The 17,127-nt window shown below is 35.8% G+C and carries 17 protein-coding genes and 1 tRNA gene; 9 read left to right on the top strand and 9 right to left on the bottom strand.

Features of this window, described 5'->3' with window-relative positions; translation table 11 throughout:
- Positions 1-131: 131 nt before the first annotated feature.
- The 5 genes from ACYIAJ_RS00415 to hemA all read right to left on the bottom strand — a co-directional run bounded on the left by ACYIAJ_RS00415 (position 132) and on the right by hemA (position 3,760).
- Positions 132-1,067, bottom strand: a complete 936-nt coding sequence (locus ACYIAJ_RS00415) for a hypothetical protein (protein ID WP_483558285.1) — start codon at positions 1,065-1,067, stop codon at positions 132-134.
- 581 nt (positions 1,068-1,648) lie between these two features.
- Positions 1,649-1,735 (bottom strand) — tRNA-Leu (locus ACYIAJ_RS00410).
- Between the two features lie 98 nt (positions 1,736-1,833).
- The gene (locus ACYIAJ_RS00405; protein WP_483558286.1) at positions 1,834-2,076 is read right to left on the bottom strand and encodes a zinc ribbon domain-containing protein; all 243 of its coding nucleotides are present in this window, start codon (positions 2,074-2,076) and stop codon (positions 1,834-1,836) included.
- Positions 2,077-2,197: 121 nt separating this feature from the next.
- Complete coding sequence (locus tag ACYIAJ_RS00400; protein ID WP_483558288.1) at positions 2,198-2,452, bottom strand: DUF1289 domain-containing protein; 255 nt, start codon at positions 2,450-2,452, stop codon at positions 2,198-2,200.
- Between the two features lie 36 nt (positions 2,453-2,488).
- Positions 2,489-3,760 carry a glutamyl-tRNA reductase gene (hemA, locus tag ACYIAJ_RS00395; RefSeq protein WP_483558289.1) on the bottom strand — a complete coding sequence of 424 codons (1,272 nt, stop codon included), beginning with the start codon at positions 3,758-3,760 and terminating at the stop codon, positions 2,489-2,491.
- A 191-nt stretch (positions 3,761-3,951) separates the two neighbouring features.
- On the opposite strand from hemA, the gene lolB reads away from it, so the two are divergent.
- The 6 genes from lolB to ACYIAJ_RS00365 all read left to right on the top strand — a co-directional run bounded on the left by lolB (position 3,952) and on the right by ACYIAJ_RS00365 (position 9,859).
- Positions 3,952-4,572, top strand: coding sequence for a lipoprotein insertase outer membrane protein LolB (gene lolB, locus ACYIAJ_RS00390; RefSeq protein WP_483558291.1), 621 nt, complete (start codon positions 3,952-3,954; stop codon positions 4,570-4,572).
- Positions 4,573-4,584: 12 nt separating this feature from the next.
- Complete coding sequence (ispE, locus tag ACYIAJ_RS00385) at positions 4,585-5,424, top strand: 4-(cytidine 5'-diphospho)-2-C-methyl-D-erythritol kinase (RefSeq protein ID WP_483558293.1); 840 nt, start codon at positions 4,585-4,587, stop codon at positions 5,422-5,424.
- A gap of 176 nt (positions 5,425-5,600) precedes the next feature.
- Positions 5,601-6,662, top strand: a complete 1,062-nt coding sequence (locus ACYIAJ_RS00380) for a bifunctional transcriptional activator/DNA repair enzyme AdaA (RefSeq protein WP_483564149.1) — start codon at positions 5,601-5,603, stop codon at positions 6,660-6,662.
- Positions 6,663-6,843: 181 nt separating this feature from the next.
- On the top strand, positions 6,844-7,395 hold the full coding sequence (gene apt / locus ACYIAJ_RS00375; protein ID WP_483558296.1) for an adenine phosphoribosyltransferase: 552 nt from the start codon (positions 6,844-6,846) through the stop codon (positions 7,393-7,395).
- A gap of 243 nt (positions 7,396-7,638) precedes the next feature.
- The gene (ddaH, locus tag ACYIAJ_RS00370; RefSeq protein ID WP_483558298.1) at positions 7,639-8,409 is read left to right on the top strand and encodes a dimethylargininase; all 771 of its coding nucleotides are present in this window, start codon (positions 7,639-7,641) and stop codon (positions 8,407-8,409) included.
- Between the two features lie 49 nt (positions 8,410-8,458).
- Positions 8,459-9,859, top strand: a complete 1,401-nt coding sequence (locus ACYIAJ_RS00365) for a basic amino acid/polyamine antiporter (protein ID WP_483564148.1) — start codon at positions 8,459-8,461, stop codon at positions 9,857-9,859.
- 227 nt (positions 9,860-10,086) lie between these two features.
- Here ACYIAJ_RS00365 and ACYIAJ_RS00360 read toward each other — a convergent pair whose 3' ends face one another.
- Both ACYIAJ_RS00360 and nfi read right to left on the bottom strand, forming a co-directional pair.
- On the bottom strand, positions 10,087-10,833 hold the full coding sequence (locus ACYIAJ_RS00360; RefSeq protein WP_483564147.1) for a tRNA1(Val) (adenine(37)-N6)-methyltransferase: 747 nt from the start codon (positions 10,831-10,833) through the stop codon (positions 10,087-10,089).
- On the bottom strand, positions 10,823-11,488 hold the full coding sequence (gene nfi / locus ACYIAJ_RS00355; protein WP_483564292.1) for a deoxyribonuclease V: 666 nt from the start codon (positions 11,486-11,488) through the stop codon (positions 10,823-10,825). The genes ACYIAJ_RS00360 and nfi overlap by 11 nt, the downstream gene beginning before the upstream one ends.
- A 60-nt stretch (positions 11,489-11,548) precedes the next feature.
- On the opposite strand from nfi, the gene ACYIAJ_RS00350 reads away from it, so the two are divergent.
- Positions 11,549-12,130 (top strand): IMPACT family protein, encoded by a 582-nt coding sequence (locus ACYIAJ_RS00350; RefSeq protein ID WP_483564146.1) that lies wholly within the window; start codon positions 11,549-11,551, stop codon positions 12,128-12,130.
- Between the two features lie 203 nt (positions 12,131-12,333).
- Here ACYIAJ_RS00350 and ACYIAJ_RS00345 read toward each other — a convergent pair whose 3' ends face one another.
- Complete coding sequence (locus tag ACYIAJ_RS00345) at positions 12,334-13,881, bottom strand: hypothetical protein (RefSeq protein WP_483564145.1); 1,548 nt, start codon at positions 13,879-13,881, stop codon at positions 12,334-12,336.
- A gap of 674 nt (positions 13,882-14,555) precedes the next feature.
- Between ACYIAJ_RS00345 and ACYIAJ_RS00340 the strand changes: the two genes are divergently transcribed.
- Positions 14,556-15,050, top strand: a complete 495-nt coding sequence (locus ACYIAJ_RS00340) for an N-acetyltransferase family protein (RefSeq protein ID WP_483564144.1) — start codon at positions 14,556-14,558, stop codon at positions 15,048-15,050.
- A 43-nt stretch (positions 15,051-15,093) separates the two neighbouring features.
- Positions 15,094-15,825 (top strand): rhomboid family intramembrane serine protease, encoded by a 732-nt coding sequence (locus ACYIAJ_RS00335; protein WP_483564143.1) that lies wholly within the window; start codon positions 15,094-15,096, stop codon positions 15,823-15,825.
- 58 nt (positions 15,826-15,883) lie between these two features.
- On the opposite strand, the gene lolE is transcribed toward ACYIAJ_RS00335, so the two are convergent.
- Complete coding sequence (gene lolE, locus ACYIAJ_RS00330) at positions 15,884-17,122, bottom strand: lipoprotein-releasing ABC transporter permease subunit LolE (RefSeq protein ID WP_483564142.1); 1,239 nt, start codon at positions 17,120-17,122, stop codon at positions 15,884-15,886.
- Between the last annotated feature and the right edge of the window lie 5 nt (positions 17,123-17,127).

Here is a 17,127-nt window from a genome sequence, read left to right as displayed (position 1 = left end):
ACCCTTATAATAATGAAAAAAAGGCCATGTCCTAAAACACAGCCCTTTATGTTTACCACTCGTTTTATACTTATACGGCTAAAATGCTAGCTAAATAACAATTTTGCTGATACTAAAAGTATTTAATTTATTTACTGAGTAACAAAAAAATTGATTTGTTTAGTTTCATCGAATGCCTCCTCAAGTTGTCTTGTCGCCGATTGATAACTTTGATTTTTATCCCCTTCTGATGTGCATTCTTTTATAATGGCATGTTTTTTCTGAAAAGTTTCATTCGATGTTAACTGTTTATATAATGATGCTAAGTCTTTACCGGTCGAGGTAAAAAACTTATTCCAATCATTTAATTGAGTTTCTACAAATTCACGCCCTTTCTTACAAACAATAGCATCTAACTGAATATTTGGAATCGTATATTTCTTTATCTCAGAAAATGTAGGATGCTGATTTATGAAGTTTACTTTCTCATTAAATCCTTCTGCTTTCAAAGATTCAATAAAACTATCTTCGCGGAATAATTTGATTTTTTGAGATTGGAACTGTCCTTTTCCTCGTAAAGTAACTTCAGCTGGATAAGGCTCATCAACTGAATAATCCCAAAAATCTTTTTGACGCTCAATAAAAACATCATTAATAACTTTAACCGGCAGTTCAAGCTCTTGTTGTTCACCGTTAATAATTACAGGAACTGAATTTAAATGTTTAGCTATCAACTTATCGTAAGTTTCGTCACTTACATTCGAAGTTGTATAGAAAGTTGTTAACAAATAATAGTTACTTTGAGTAGGATTAATTAATCCAGAACTATCAGTTGTTGAAGGCTTAGCGATAAAATTTAACGATTGATTGCCGTAAGACAATGTATGCTTACCGTACTCAAATGTATAATTTACACTTGATTTTGCTGGAATGGTTAATTCTTTTCCATCAACAATCACTTTTATTTCATTCGGAGTTGGATTGTCAATCATACGATCAACTGAGCTAGACGAAAAGGTATCTGAACCAAAACAACCAACCAATGTTATATTGCAAACTAGCAACAAAGAATATTTTATTTTTTTCATCGCATTAACTTTTCAAGGTTTTAAAGGGGACCAAATATTATCATAAATTTAATAAAACAACTATTTTAGCTATCATTTTTAATATTATTTGTAGTAATACCATAAATTTGAAATGCTGTAGAAAAACCTAACTATTTACTGATTATGCTACATCTGCATTAAAGCACGAATCACGCTTTCAGCTACACATTCATTTGACAACTGGCAAATTTTTTGAATTTTTAATTGCTACGATAGTGATCATACCTTTTAACAATGAGGAGACAGCAAAGTCTCAATCAATCACTAAACGGTATAGAATCCTGAATATTTTTTACAAAAAATAACCTAGACAGAATCAATCCTCTTCTTTAACTTCCAAATACACAAAAAAAAGGATGCGATCATTTTTTTAGCAAAAAAATCAATGAATGCTTTAAGTCTTTTAGAGTTTTATATGTCGAAGGATAAAGAAAGCAAACTTGCCAAGTATTTTCTTTATTATACTCAGGCGAAATTCCAACTAACTGTTTTCTCTTTAACTGTTGTTGTACAGAGAAACTAAAAAGTTGAACGATAAACTGGAGTTCTTTTTGTGGACTTGGTGCCAGTGGTCGGACTCGAACCGACACGCTTTTAAGGGCGGCGGATTTTGAATCCGCTGCGTCTACCAATTTCGCCACACTGGCATTAAAAGTGTAAATAAGTAAACGTTAGCATTATACTTAGCTTTGCAATATCTGCAACAACTATTATCATAAAGTGCTTTGTATGTCTAAAAAACAAGCTACCTTCTAGGCTTCCATGCAGGTAATTTTTTAAGGATTATATAAGCCGTTTGTTTAGCTATAGCATTATCAATATTGTAATTTTTAGCATATTGTAATGTGACTTCATGCCATTTTTCATCAAATGTTTTCATTGTGCCATCCTTATGAGCACAATGTTTACAATAGCTTTTAGACATATCAAGCAATGGATAATCAGCAATAGCTGTCATTGGCATGCCACAAGCAATACACATTTTCATATTCTAAGTTCCAATAAAATTAAAAAAGGTGACTCAAAAATTGCCATCTTTATATGTATCAAAAATCCTACTCTTAGTTAAACAAGATTACAATATACAGTTAAAAATAGATAAATAGATTTCAGAAATTAAGATCAAATTGTGATGTGTTTGGATTTAATTGTTGTTGTCGTTGTTGCTGTAATAATAGATAATGGCGCCTTAATGCCCGTTGTTTGCACAAACGTAAGACTTCTTGCTTTTGGCTATCACTCAAGGTTAACCAGTTAAATCGTTCTTCTCTTGAGCGATAGCAGGTAATACAATAGCCTTGTTTATCAGTTTCACAAACTCGTTTACAAGGGCTTGGGATATCAAAAAATTCAATCTGATCCAATTTATTCCTCGTTTTTTAGACAAAGCGATATATTTACTAGTGTTCTTTTAAGCCCAAACCTTTACTAAGCACTTTGAAACAGTCATCACAATCATGTGTAGCGGCATGGAGTAATGTTTGAGTCGGTGCGTGGATTAATTTATTGGTTAAACGATGGGAAAACTCAGCAAAAACATCGTCAATATTAGCACCTTGCTTGATCGAGTTTAAGGCTTTTATTTGTAACTCACGCTTAATACTTTCCGCATTACTACGATATTGCTTAACATAAGCAACAGCGTACCTAGTTTTAAGCCAATCAATAAATTGTTCAGCTTGTTCTTGAATAAGATATTGCGCTTCTTTCGCGGCAATAGCGCGTTGCTCTAAATTACTTTCAACCGTTTTTTGTAAGTCATCAATAGTGTAAAGATGCACATTATCGAGCTGATTAACCTCTTCCTCAACATCGCGAGGCACAGCTAAATCAATAAACAGCATTTTGCGATAATTTCTAGCGCGTAAAGTGCGTTCAACCATGCCTTTACCTATGATAGGTAAAGGGCTCGCTGTTGAACTAATCACAATATCAACATCTTTAAGCCGATTAGCGATATCAGGCAATGAAATGATTTCTGCATCGATACCTACTGCAAGTTTTAATGCCTTTTCACGGGTACGATTGGCAATAATCACTTTATTAAACCCATGCTGTTTTAAATAGCGTGAGATAAGCTCTATTGTTTCCCCTGCTCCAACAAGCATAATATTTAAACTAGAAGTATCAACAAAAAGATGGCGAGCAACTAAACAAGCGGCATAAGCAACAGATGCCGTATTAGCACCAATATTGGTTTCACTGCGAACAATTTTTGCCACATGAAATACTGTTTGAAATAGTTTTTTTAATTGGACAGATAAGCAGTTTTGTTTTTGAGCAAAACTATATGCCTTCTTAACTTGTCCTAAAATTTGTGGCTCACCAATGATCATTGAGTCCAAACCACTAGCAACCGACATCAAATGCTCAATAGCTTGTTGGCCGTCATACCAATAAAGTGAGTCTTTATATAGCTCAATATCAAGATGATGAAATTGCCCTAACCAACTTTCTACCGACTGTTTTAATCTTAGATAGTCAGTTTGATGCTCATAACTCAAATAAATTTCTGTTCGATTACAGGTAGACAAAATCACACACCCTTCAACCAAAGGATGTTGGTATAAGCTGTATAACGCTTTATCGACAATCTCAGCAGGAAAAGCAAGCCTTTCCCTTAAAGCGACTGGCGCAGTTTTATGATTAACACCAAAAATTGTAATGGACATTGCATCGCTTCTTTTTTGAAGGTTATATATTGATATAATTATTTTATTTATATTAAACGAGCTTTAAACCTATATTATACATAAAAAAAGAATAAAGATTAATTTACATAGTTACTTTTTCTTATTCAGATAATTATCGGTTATAATACACTCATCGTTGACAACAAACACTAACAACTAAGAGTTACTTCATGTCTAAAATCAAATATGCTTTTCTTATCGTATTATCTTTATTTATCGCCGCTTGCCAATCAACTAAATCACAAAATTCCATTTCAGTTGAACAACAATGGCAAGCTCACCAACAGAATCTACAACAAATAAATGCGTTTCAAGTAAACGGCAGTATTGCTTATATGAGTAATAAGTCTCGTAATTATGGTCGATTTTTAATTACCCAACAGTCAACAGATAATTACGAAGTCAAATTAACCACCCCCGTTGGTACCAATATTTTAAGCTTAAAAGCCGAGCCTAATTATGCACAACTGCTTGATAAAAATGGTGAAAGTTATCAAGATGTCAACGTTGAAAATCTAATGAAAAAAATCTCTAACGTAAATATACCATTAAATTCTTTACATAATTGGTTAAAAGGATTTTCAGACAACAATAATGCTGACAAATTAGACAATTCAGGGCGCTTAATATCAACCGTCTTTATGCAAGGCAATAATAAATGGACATTAAAAATTTCCAGTTATACAAATTATACCTATAAAAATAAAGAAGTTTATTTACCTGCAAGCATTGAACTTACCCATGATGATGTAGTGGTTCGATTAAAAATTAGCAACTGGGTTTTACGATAACGGATAATATTTATGAAACAATGGTTATCACCTGCTAAATTAAATTTATTTTTATATATTACAGGCCGTCGTGCTGATAATTATCATAATCTACAAACGCTATTCCAATTTGTAGATTATTGTGACATTTTGACCTTTACAGTCCGTCAAGATGACAGCATAAAATTATTAACACCATTTGCTAACATTCCCGACGATAAGAATTTAATTACGATCGCCGCAGAACGATTAAAGTCGTATGCTAACAAAAAAAATATTGGTGTAGATATTACAATTGATAAAAAAATGCCAATGGGTGGTGGACTAGGCGGTGCTTCTTCCAATGCTGCCACTGTATTAGTCGCACTAAATCAGTTATGGCAACTTAACTTATCGACTGAAGAATTAATCGAAATAGGCCAAACAATTGGGGCTGATGTGCCAATTTTTATTCATGGGCATGCAGCTTTTGCTGAAGGCATTGGTGATCAACTCCAAAGCGTCGACATTCCTGAACACTGGTATCTAATCGCCTGCCCTAATATTGAAATATCAACAGCCAAAGTCTTTAACGAACCAAACCTATCTCGTGATACACCCAAGCTCAGTATCCAAGAGCTTATTGCTTTACCGTTTGATCAATTTAAAAACGATTGTGAAAATGTAGTACGTGAGCGTTATCCTGAAGTTGATAAACTCATAGCTTACTTATCACAATTCGCTCCTAGTAGATTAACAGGTACGGGAGCTTGTGTTTTTACACAGTGTGAATCAAAACAGCAAGCATTGGACATTCAAACCAAACTTAAAACACTATCAGTCAACAGCTTTGTAGCAAAATCATTAAACAATTCACCTTTATACAGAAATTAACTAAAAAACTTAACCAACACATCATTAATTGGTTAAGTTTTTTTATTCTAAAGTCTTTCTTTATGGCAAATTTTCAATATAAAAAATAGTTGTCGTTTTTTCGGTTGCAGCCGCTACTATATTATTTAATATGCATACTAATTATTAGATGTAATAAAATTAAGGCTTAAAAAATTATGGTTATTAGTAATGCGGACAAAATAAGAGAGTATTATCAAGCTTTACTCACAAAAGATCAAAACTATGTGGGAATCTTTTATGCAGGAGTTAAAACAACATCAGTATTTTGTATTGCGACTTGCAGAGCAAGAAAACCAAAATTTGAAAATGTTGAATTTTTTACTACATTTAAAGCCGCACTTGATGCAGGATATCGACCTTGTAAAATTTGCAAACCAACTGAAAATGCTAATGAAGCACCTATTGACGTTACTAAAGCCATCACATTAATTACAGAAAATCCTAAAACAAAAGTATCTGATACCATATTAAAAAAACATCAAATAAGCCCTGAAATGGTCAGACGCTGGTTCAAAAAACATTATGGAATCACCTTCCAAACTTATCAAAGGATGTACCGAATTAATCAAGCCTATCAAGAGCTTAAAGTAGAAGGAAATGTTATTAATACCGCTTATAACACAGGGTATGAATCTTTAAGTGGTTTTGGGTATACCTATAAAAAGATCATCAAAAACACGCCATTAGAAAGTATCAATCAAGACATTATTTTAATTAATCGTTTAACAACGCCATTAGGCCCCATGTTTGTATGCTCTACCAATAAAGGGATCTGCTTATTAGAATTTGTAGATAGAAGAATGTTAGAAACTGAACTCGAACAACTACAAAGACAATTAAAAATGAAAATTATTTTTGGTGATAATAGTCATATAAAACAGGCCAAAAAAGAGATTGACGAATATTTCCAAGGAAAAAGGCATTATTTTAATGTCAAATTACATACACCAGGAACAGACTTTCAAAAAGCCGTTTGGGATTGTTTAAAGCAAATTCCTTACGGAAAACTAACCACCTATAAACAACAAGCAGAAAAAATTAATAATCCACAAGCTATACGTGCAGTGGCAAGTGCAAATGGATTTAATCGAGTTGCAATTATCATACCTTGTCACCGAGTCATTGGCTCGAATGGCGAATTAATGGGATATGGTGGAGGCTTAGAGCGAAAACGTTGGTTAATTGAACACGAAAAAAAATATTCAAATAAAAACTAAATGCATTTGCTCTCAAACAAACTGTGTGAATATTGTATTTTTTTGTAAAAAAAAGTAAAAAAACAAGTCAACGATTCTATTTTCCAGCGATATTACTTTTTGTTTATTGCCATGCCAAACGGCGAAAGTATATAATAAAAAATTGTCCATTCTTATAGAAGAGAGATAGAGAACATTTAATATGACTCAATTACAAGAAAAACTTTCACTAATCAAAAATAGTATTATCACCATCCCAGATTATCCTAAAAAAGGGATTTTATTTCGTGATATTACTAGCCTGCTTGAAAATCCTATTGCATTTCGAACTTCTGTTGAGCTATTAATCGATCACTATAAAGATAAAAAAATAGATAAAGTGGTTGGCACTGAAGCGCGTGGATTTATTTTTGCAGCTCCGATTGCATTAGCATTAAATATAGGTTTTGTACCAGTTAGAAAACCAAATAAGTTACCGCGTCACGTATTTAAAGAAGAATATCAATTAGAATATGGTACTGATACGCTCGAAATTCACTCAGATGCCATCAATCCCGGTGAACGCGTATTAATTATCGACGACTTATTAGCGACTGGTGGTACTGTTGCTGCAACAGCAAAATTGATTCAAAAAGCAGGTGGCATTGCCGAAGATGCAGCTTTTGTCATTAACTTACCAAGTTTAGAGGGTAAAACTAAACTCACCAATATGGGTATTGATTGTTTTACATTGGTAGATTTTGAAGGTGAATAATCCAACGATTTAAAAACATCTTTAAGGGTAATTCATATTACCCTTTTTTATATAATCCCCCAATGACATCCATACTTCTGTACAATTATCCATTCGTAACTCACTTACAATATCAGTAAAAATTCAGTACTAAACACAACAAAAACAAATTGCATAAAAAATCAAATTTAAGCTTGATTTAGTTAATATAGTGAATTATTATTCAAAAATAAAGCATAATTATAAGACAGGAGTAAGTAAAAAATGAAAAAATTTAACCATATTATTGCAAGAATGCCCGCCAAATCACTAATTAACGGTTTAACATCAGCCAACTTGGGCAAACCAGATTATCAAAAAGCCCTAGATCAGCACAACAATTACATCCGAGCATTACAACAGTGCGATGTCGATATCACAATTTTACCCGCTGACGAACGTTTTCCAGATTCGGTATTTGTTGAAGATACAGTCCTTTGTACGCCATATTGTGCCATTATTACAAGACCTGGAGCCGAAAGCCGCAGAGAAGAAACTGAAATTATCGCTGACACCATCGAAAGATTTTATCCAAATAAAGTGGAAAGAATTAACGCACCTGGTACAGTTGAAGCGGGCGATATAATGATGGTTGAAAACCACTACTACATTGGCTTATCGGCTCGAACCAACCAAACTGGTGCTAACCAAATGATAGCTATTTTAGAAAAGTACGGATTAACTGGCTCAGTAGTTAAGCTTGAAAAAGTGTTACATCTAAAAACGGGTCTTGCTTATTTAGAAAATAACAACTTATTAGCAGCAGGCGAATTTATCACTAAACCCGAATTTCAACACCTTAATATTATTGAAATCCCTGAGCAAGAAAGTTATGCGGCTAACTGCATATGGGTTAACGACCACGTTATTATGCCAGCAGGCTATCCAATTACAAAAGGCAAAATCGCAAAGCTTGGTTACCAAGTTATCGAAGTGGATACCTCTGAATATCAAAAAATAGATGGTGGCGTAAGTTGCATGTCATTACGATTTTAAAATGATTGAATAAAAACCTACTAATACTCAACTTAACAATAAGCGAACTATGAATACACCAATACAAAAAAAGCTAGGCATACTTCCCCTTACCCTATTAGTTGTTGGCAGTATTGTAGGAAGTGGAGTTTTTAGCCTACCACAAAACATGGCCGAAGGGTCAGGGACTGCAGGGATTTTAATTGCATGGACAATAACCCTTTTGGGCATGTTCATGCTAACACGGGTATTTCAGTATTTATCGATCCGATTTTACAAAATCAATGATGGATTATACGGCTATGTACGAGAAGGATTTGGCGATTATATCGGCTTTAATGCAGCATGGGGATACTGGATATCGGCATGGATGTCGTGTACTAGCTACTTAGTTATTTTATTTAGCGCATTAGGATCTTTTGATAGCTTAAACTTCTTTGGTCATGGCACCACATTACCGGCGGTTATTGCAGCTATTTTATTGTTATGGATAGTACATTATTTTGTATTGAAAGGAATATATCGCGCCTTTTTATTAAATTGTTTAGTGACATTAGCTAAAATTGTGCCTATCGGTTTATTTATTGTTTGTGTTAGTCTCGCCTTTAAAATCTCGACATTTAAGATCGACTTTTGGGGAACACCGCAATTAGGATCAATTATTGATCAAGTTGAAAACACCATGCTTTATACCGTTTGGGTCTATTTAGGAATTGAAAGCGCAACGGTTTATGCCAAAAGAGCCAAAAATATTATCAGTATTAGTCGCGCAACCTTTTTGGGCTTTGCTATTACCAGTTTATTACTTGTTTGCGTATCTGTGTTATCACTTGGCATTGTACCGCAACAAGAACTGGCGCAAATGAAAAATCCATCAATGGCCTTAGTCATTGAACGTGTCATTGGTAGCTGGGGGGCGACCTTGATCAACATCGGCTTAATTGTGTCGGTCAGTGGCGGATTATTATCGTGGCTAATGCTAGCTGCCGAAATGCTATTTTTAAGCGGTCAAGGCAAACAGCATACGGTGCCAAGTTGCTTTGGTAAACTCAACAAAGCAGGCACACCTTCCAACGCTTTATGGTTAACAACAAGCTTAATAACGGTATTAATTATCCTTGCTCATTTCAATCAATCGGGCTACAACACCTTAATCCAGCTATCAACCTCAATGGTACTTATCCCTTACTTGCTTTCGGCGCTTTTTGTTTTCAAATTGGCTATTCAACAAGGCAAGGCCTATTTAATTATGATTGGCGCTTTAGGATCGATTTATGGAGTATGGTTGATTTATGCTGGTGGCACAACTTATTTATTACTTTCCATGATACTTTATAGTGTGGGACTATGTTTTTACCTCTATGCCAGAAAGGAACGATCTTTACCAGCATTTAGTTACTTACACGACAAAGTGTATGCTATTACAATTATCCTATTAGCTATCATTGCTATTTTATACTTCTTGATCTGATCATAGTTTAGTCGAGGCTTTTAACATTCTCAAAAAGCCTCATATGAGCAAAAAATACGAATATATAAAAGGAATGCAAGCGACTTAAATAATAAATTATATTTGTATATAACATTAATTTTATGCTTTAACTTTTGAGGATGAAAATTTCTTTTATCAAGATTTATTACTTACTATTAAATAACTTAGATTCACTATGAAATTAAAAATAAATAAGCATCTAAGCGTTATTTTCGAAACAGATAAAAATCAGCTAACAACCGTCTAAACCCTTGTGAATAACGCCCATCATCCTCTCGCATACACAATTCCTGCGAATTAACCTTATTAGACTGAATTAATGAAAAAGCCATCAACGACAACGAAAAGTCTTTATCTGCACTATATCTAACATTCATCAATTCGTGTAAATATAACTGATTAGATTCACATAATAACCTAAACTGATTGGATAAATGATAAGGCAAAACTAAACAAAATTGACCTGCGGGGTTTAATAAACGCTTAACCGTGTCAATAAGCTGTTGAAAGTTTAAACTTTCGGTATAGCGTGCTAATTGCCTTTGCGGATTACGACAATCAATGGCGGATTCAAAATAAGGGGGATTGGTCACAATCAAATCATAGCCCACGGCATGACTTGGCTCAAATTGATTAATATCGATATTAATCGCATTAACCGAGGTAAACCCAGCTTGTTGGCTATTTTGCTGGCATTGTGCCACTGCCTGCACATCAATATCAATCGCATCAATTTGACAATGATTATGTTCTAATCGCTGGGCTAACATCAACGCAATTACGCCACAACCACAGCCAATATCTAGTATTTTTTGCGGAAAAGAACCAATTGGCGCCCATGCGCCTAACAAACAACTATCGGTTGTTACCTTCATTGGGCTTTTGTCGTGCCCAACAAAAAAACGTTTAAAGGTAAAGCCACCTTTTTTTAATGGTAATGGATTATTGTGCATGTTTAAACTTCTTAAACAAAGGTTTATTTGACGCAATCGCATCAGCCCAGCGAGTGGGTTCAGGCAAGCGATAGCCACGCAAGCATAAATTAACCCATTTTAAAGCGCTATCTTGACTCACTCGGTGACCGGCCGAAATAAATAAAGGATTGCAATTATTTTTACTACATAGTACCCAACCAATCTGGTCTTGCTTATCTTGCAAAGGCGTGACACTATCTGCTTGTTTTGGCAATGGTTTATACTGACCGCACAACTTTTTTTTAGCCACTCCAATCGTTGGCATATCCAGCAACAAACCTAAATGACTGGCAATACCTAAACGTCGAGGGTGAGCAACCCCTTGCCCATCAACGAACAATAAATCGGGTTTCTGAGTTACCTGCTGCCATGCCTCAATCAGTGCGGGATACTCACGAAAAGATAAATAACCGGGAATATAAGGAAACTGTGTTTTTATTCGAGCAATATGGTACTCAACAACCTTAAAATCAGGATAAGTAAGAACAACAATTGCAGCTCTAGTCACATGACCATCATCCTCAAAACCTACATCGGTTCCACCAATAAATTTAACCGACTGACAAAACGCATCGGTTAATATAACTTGTTTTGCTAATGTCTGTTGTGTTTGCCTTAATTGTTCTAAATTAATAGACATTTTGATTCTGTTCAGTATTATTATCCACAATAAATTGATTTTACCAGAATTAGCATGCCATATACATTAGCAAATCCCGTTGAACTAACAGAAGAAATAAAAAAAAGCCGCTTTATTGTCAATGCTGCGCCAGTTACAACAGCCGAACAAGCCACCGACTTTATTAACCAAATCAGTGATCCCAACGCTACTCACAACTGCTGGGCATGGAAAATTGGACAACAATATCGATTTAACGACGATGGCGAACCCACCAGCACTGCAGGTCGCCCTATTCTTTCGGCCATTGAAGGGCAAGATTGCGATCAAGTGGTTGTAGTGGTAACTCGCTACTTTGGCGGTATAAAACTGGGTACTGGCGGGTTAATTCGTGCTTATGGTGGTTCGGCTAGCCACTGCTTGCAACAAGCTGATCTGATTGAACTTATTGCCCGTATTCCGTTGCAATTTCACTGTTATTATAGTGAATGGCCAATTATTGAAAATCGGCTAAAGGAGCTTGATGCCATTATTGAAAATCAAGAGTTTGATGCTGAAGGTGTCAAAGTCACAACAGGCATAACACAAGATAAATCGCAATTACTGCAAAAAAATATCAGCGACATCACCCGTGGACGCGTTATTATTGAGTTGTAAAAACAAGGATTCTAATAAACCAACAAATACTAAAATGAACAACTTTTTCGTTGATTTTCATAATTCGTGGCTTTCGTTTTTATTCAATTATGATACTGCTTTATAAAAGCCGACTTCATCGTCGGCTTGTTTAGTATTTTTGTTTGGGTTAGATGGATTGATAACGTCTATATTTAACAACCAACCTTATGCGTCATTAATGGTTAATCATCTCTGCAGAAGAATCCTCCTTCGTCGATACCTCGACCACCGATAACACCTCCATCGTCCACGCGCATAATATCAGATGAGCTTGCTACTTCTGCAGTCAAAAGAGTACCAGTAAAAAATCCCCACTCAGTAAAAAATGTCCCAGTATCACGAATAGAAAACTTAAGCCACGCGTACCCCCCAGAAAAAGAACTCCCCTCTGGGAAGCTAGGTCCAAAATATGCAGACGCCACCGTCAACTCGTCCCGCCGGAATAGATATTTCTGCCTAAATTGTTTGCTTGCGGCATCTAAACTCCTTGCTTCCTGATAGGTTGTCGTTCCTAATGGAACGCCTCGACATGTATCTAATGCTGGGAATTGTGTCGGATTAGGCAGAATACGATCAGCATATCTCCCGCTACCTTTAAAAATTCCCCACTTCTTCGGTTTCGGTATTTGGTAACTATCCATTTCAATCCAATTTCCACCGCCGGTATCGTATTCCATCGTGATCTTCGGCGTTCCCCCTGCGGTAAATGATGCTCTAGTTTCGGAAAGATAGGTCACCGTGCAATTGCTACCCACGCTACCGGGATAAGGAGAGGTAAACACATCAACCCAATAAGTACGTGCCCTAGCAATATCATTTGATAAGTGTATCTTGACACCATCATCCTGCGACTTGCAACGATACTTGCTCTGGTCTTGCCCCGGCCCGATTAAACTGAATCTCGCCCCTTTAAAACCTGTCGTTGGAAATCCAGAATCAGCCTTAAATCCTATAACACTAGCTCTATTTTCATAACGATTAGGGTGAGACTCTGACTTGAGCACAAAAACAGAGCTGTTATATTTAAACCGTCTATTTGCTGTTAAAGGAACATATAACTCAGATGGCTGGAGATAACAGATAGTCATACCAGGCAAAACCGTATATATTATCCCATTATGAGGTCCATAAGTATCGCTACTATTAGGTACACCATATCGCGTGTGAGCATTAACCGCCGTTGGGATTTCTATTTTCAATTTGTAAGGACCATCACACGACGAGAGCCTTTGTGTTAAATCGGTCACGCGCCGGCCTCCGTTATACCACGTCGCCCTCATTTGGCCTGTGATGCTTATATTGGTAGCAGTGTCGGCATCACCATCATCATCCCCCACGCTTGCAACATTTTGTACATTATACAAATTGCCATCAGTGGGGATTAACGCAACCAAATCACTGTATTTAGTGCCTGCCGGCACGCGTATCACGGAGCCTGCCATGCTGGCATCTATTTGGACTCGATTACCAGAACCATCGCTGCTTGGAGCATTAAAACCAAGTAGCTCGTCTAAATTGGTTATTTTGGTTACACCATCTGATAGCAATAAATAGGGTTTGTGCCCCCTTATCGTACTAACTGTTGTTGCCGTTAACGCATAAACTGGATGGATTGTTAGCAATAACAATAGCAGTAACAACAGTGACGCAAAAGCCCGCGCTAACGAGTTAGATAACCGTTTGGATAATAACTTGGAAGTTGGCGATAATCTTGACGATAATTCAGCCAATAAATCCAGCGCTTTCGCGGAGTTGAGTGATAAAAATGAGAGCTGAACCGATTTTTGACTACGGTGAAATTGAAAAAGATTTAGGGCGTAGGTTTGGCAGGCCAGATGCCAGATGCCAGATGCCGATTATGATAGCGCATTTCGATTGTCCTGTCAAGTAAATTTTTGTTTTATTTCGATTTTTTATAATTATCTGCTCAATTAGCGAGCATCCCCTTGCTTTAAAAGCGCTTAAATTATAGTCGGTTGATTAATAATGCGCTAGTTTTTTTGTTAAAAATTTGTAAAGTTTTATTAAGAACAGGAGGTTAAGATTTTGTTGGTATATTTTGGGAAATGGTTTTGGATTGTATGTTTTGATTAAAAACGACCAAATAAAAACTTTAATAAAATCAATACCTTTACTGACCAATTTTTATACGACTTTTTTGAAATTTAGGAAATAAAAAATAAGATTTATAATTAAATATATCTTTGTTTGGTTGTAATTTGTGATTGTAATTTATGTGTTTTTTACATAAAAAACAGCCAGAAAAGTTATTGATTTTATTTAAGTTTTTTTGAATACAAAAATCATCATCAACTTTATTTATTTTTTAATCAAAATATCCCTTATTGCCTACATTCAATAATAAAATTACAATAATTTCTTTTTAACCACTTACAGCAAAAACATGATCACTTACCACAATGCTACATTAGAAGATTTACCCTTTATTGTCGATGTCTATAATTCAACAATTGCTAGTCGTCAAGTGACTGCCGATACGGTACCTGTTTCTGTTGAAAGTCGATTAGAATGGTTTTACCAGCATAACCCTCAAAATCGTCCGCTTTGGTTAATTAAATATCAAAATCAGCCTTGTGGTTGGATCAGTTTATCTTCGTTTTATGGGCGCCCTGCTTTTTATAAAACGGTTGAGATTAGCTTATATCTTGATCAGGATTTTCGAGGTAAAAAAATTGGTCAATTTATGATAGATAAAATTGAACAATTTGCAAAACAGGCAGGAATTGAGGCAATTTTTAGTTATGTGTTTCGACATAATTTACCCAGTGTTAATTTATTTAAAAAAATGCAGTACCAACAATGGGGGCTTCTTCCAAAAATTGCTGAATTGGATAATGTTCAGCGTGATTTAGTAATATTGGGTAAACGATTAGATTAACCCGCCTATTACCAATAAATTCAACTATTCAAAAGGAATTTTAATGAGCACCTTAAATGATATTAAATATTACGCCAGTCAATCTAAAATCACCACGGCGCTAGTAGTAATCAACATTCTGTGTTTTTTTGCATTTCGGCTACTTGATAGCCGCGGGTTTTCGCCACTAAATGAAAATCGCTTTTTAATTGATTGGGGTGCCGATATTGCAGAGCTAACTTTTTCTGGCCAGTATTGGCGGATGTTTACTAATTTATTTATGCATGTCAGTTTTACGCATTTAGCCATGAATATGCTGGCATTATGGAGCACTGGACCAATTTTAGAAAAGCGCATTCCCACCATGGCTTTTTTAGGTATTTATCTTTTTTCAGGCTTAGTTGGAAGCTTATCAAGTGATATTGCAACTATCAATCACAATGTGATTAGCTGTGGGGCATCGGGGGCAATTTTAGGGATTATTACCGCTTTACTAGCTTATTGTTTAGTGTTTAAAACCAATATACAAGAAATGCCAGTCAAAGCAATGCTAGTTAGTTTGGTATTAACTGCAGGATTAGGCTTATTACCTTCAATCGATAATATGGCACATATCGGTGGCGCTTGCACTGGGTTTGTACTGGGTGGGCTGATTTCGTTATGCCTTAAAACATTCAAATACCCAAGTAAGCTAAGTTGGCTTATTATTAGCCTTGTATTTATTGTCACTGCATTGGGGATCTATGCACAATATATGCGCTATGCTTTACCTAGTGGTTATTACGTCTATTATTAACAATAAAAAGGCGCAGATTATCATCAATCAGCGCCTTTTTTATGCAAACTTGATATGACTAAAAACTATTTAAAATCCGTGCAGGATCGATTTTACAAGCCCGTTTAGCTGGATAGTAACTAGCAATTAAGCTGAGTAACATAGCGGTAATAAACACTATTACTACATCAAATAGATGGATTTCAGAGGGTAAAAAGTCGATAAAATAGATATTACTATTTAGGATTTTATGCCCCAGCAATGACTCAACTCCCCCCATAATATTCGACAGTTGCCAAGACAATATCACACCTAAAACAACACCCATTAAACTACCAATTAATCCTGATATCACACCATACCAAATAAAGATATGCCGAATTAATCGATTAGTTGCACCTAGCGTTTTTAATATGGCGATATCTCGCTGTTTGTCTTTGACGGCAATGACAAGCGTTGACACAATGTTAAAACAAGCCACGCCAATCACTACAATCATGGCTAAATACATGATTTGCCGGATCATTTGAATATCGCGATACATAAAGCCAAAGGTCTGTTCCCAACTATTAAATGTTAGGGTTTCATCAAGGGCTAATACAGCCTGCCCTATAAGGTTATTAGCTTGATAAACATCATTCACATTGACCATAATGCCTGTAACGCTATCGCCCATACTTAGAAGTTTTTGTGCATCGGTTAAGGGGATCAATGCCATATTGTTACTTAAGCTACCGCTTAACTCTAAAATGCCCACCACTTGCAAACGAACCCGTTTAGGCGGCTTGAGTTGGTTTGGCCCACTCGATACAGGAATTAATAAAGAAACCCATCCCCCTTCATTTATCGACAAGCTCTTAGCTAACCCAGCTCCAATAATCACTTGCTGGCTATCGGGCTTAAAATCTTGCCATTTATTATTCAGGACATAATTAGGCAGTGCGCTAACTTGCACTTCTTGCTCGGGATCAAGCCCTTGTACTTGTACTGCGGCTAGTTTGCTGCCGTTTTCGATTAATCCGGTAAAATTAACAAACGGTAAGGCCGATACAATATGGCTGTTATTTTTGAGCTCTTGTTGAATATGTTGCCAATTATCTAAATTGCCGTATTCAGGATATAGTTGCCCATGTGGCACCACAGATAAAACCCGATTATGTAGCTCGCGCTCGAAGCCGTTCATGGCACTTAACCCTATAATTAAGGCGGCAATGCCAATGGCGATACTAAGTGTTGAAATGATCGAAATCAACGATACCATACCACTTTTACGGCGACCTTTACGGAATTTGATGGCGGTAATTAAAGATAAATTCATACTAA

The organism is Gilliamella sp. X-46, from assembly GCF_057063525.1.
This window is presented reverse-complemented; position numbering and strand designations above follow the sequence as displayed.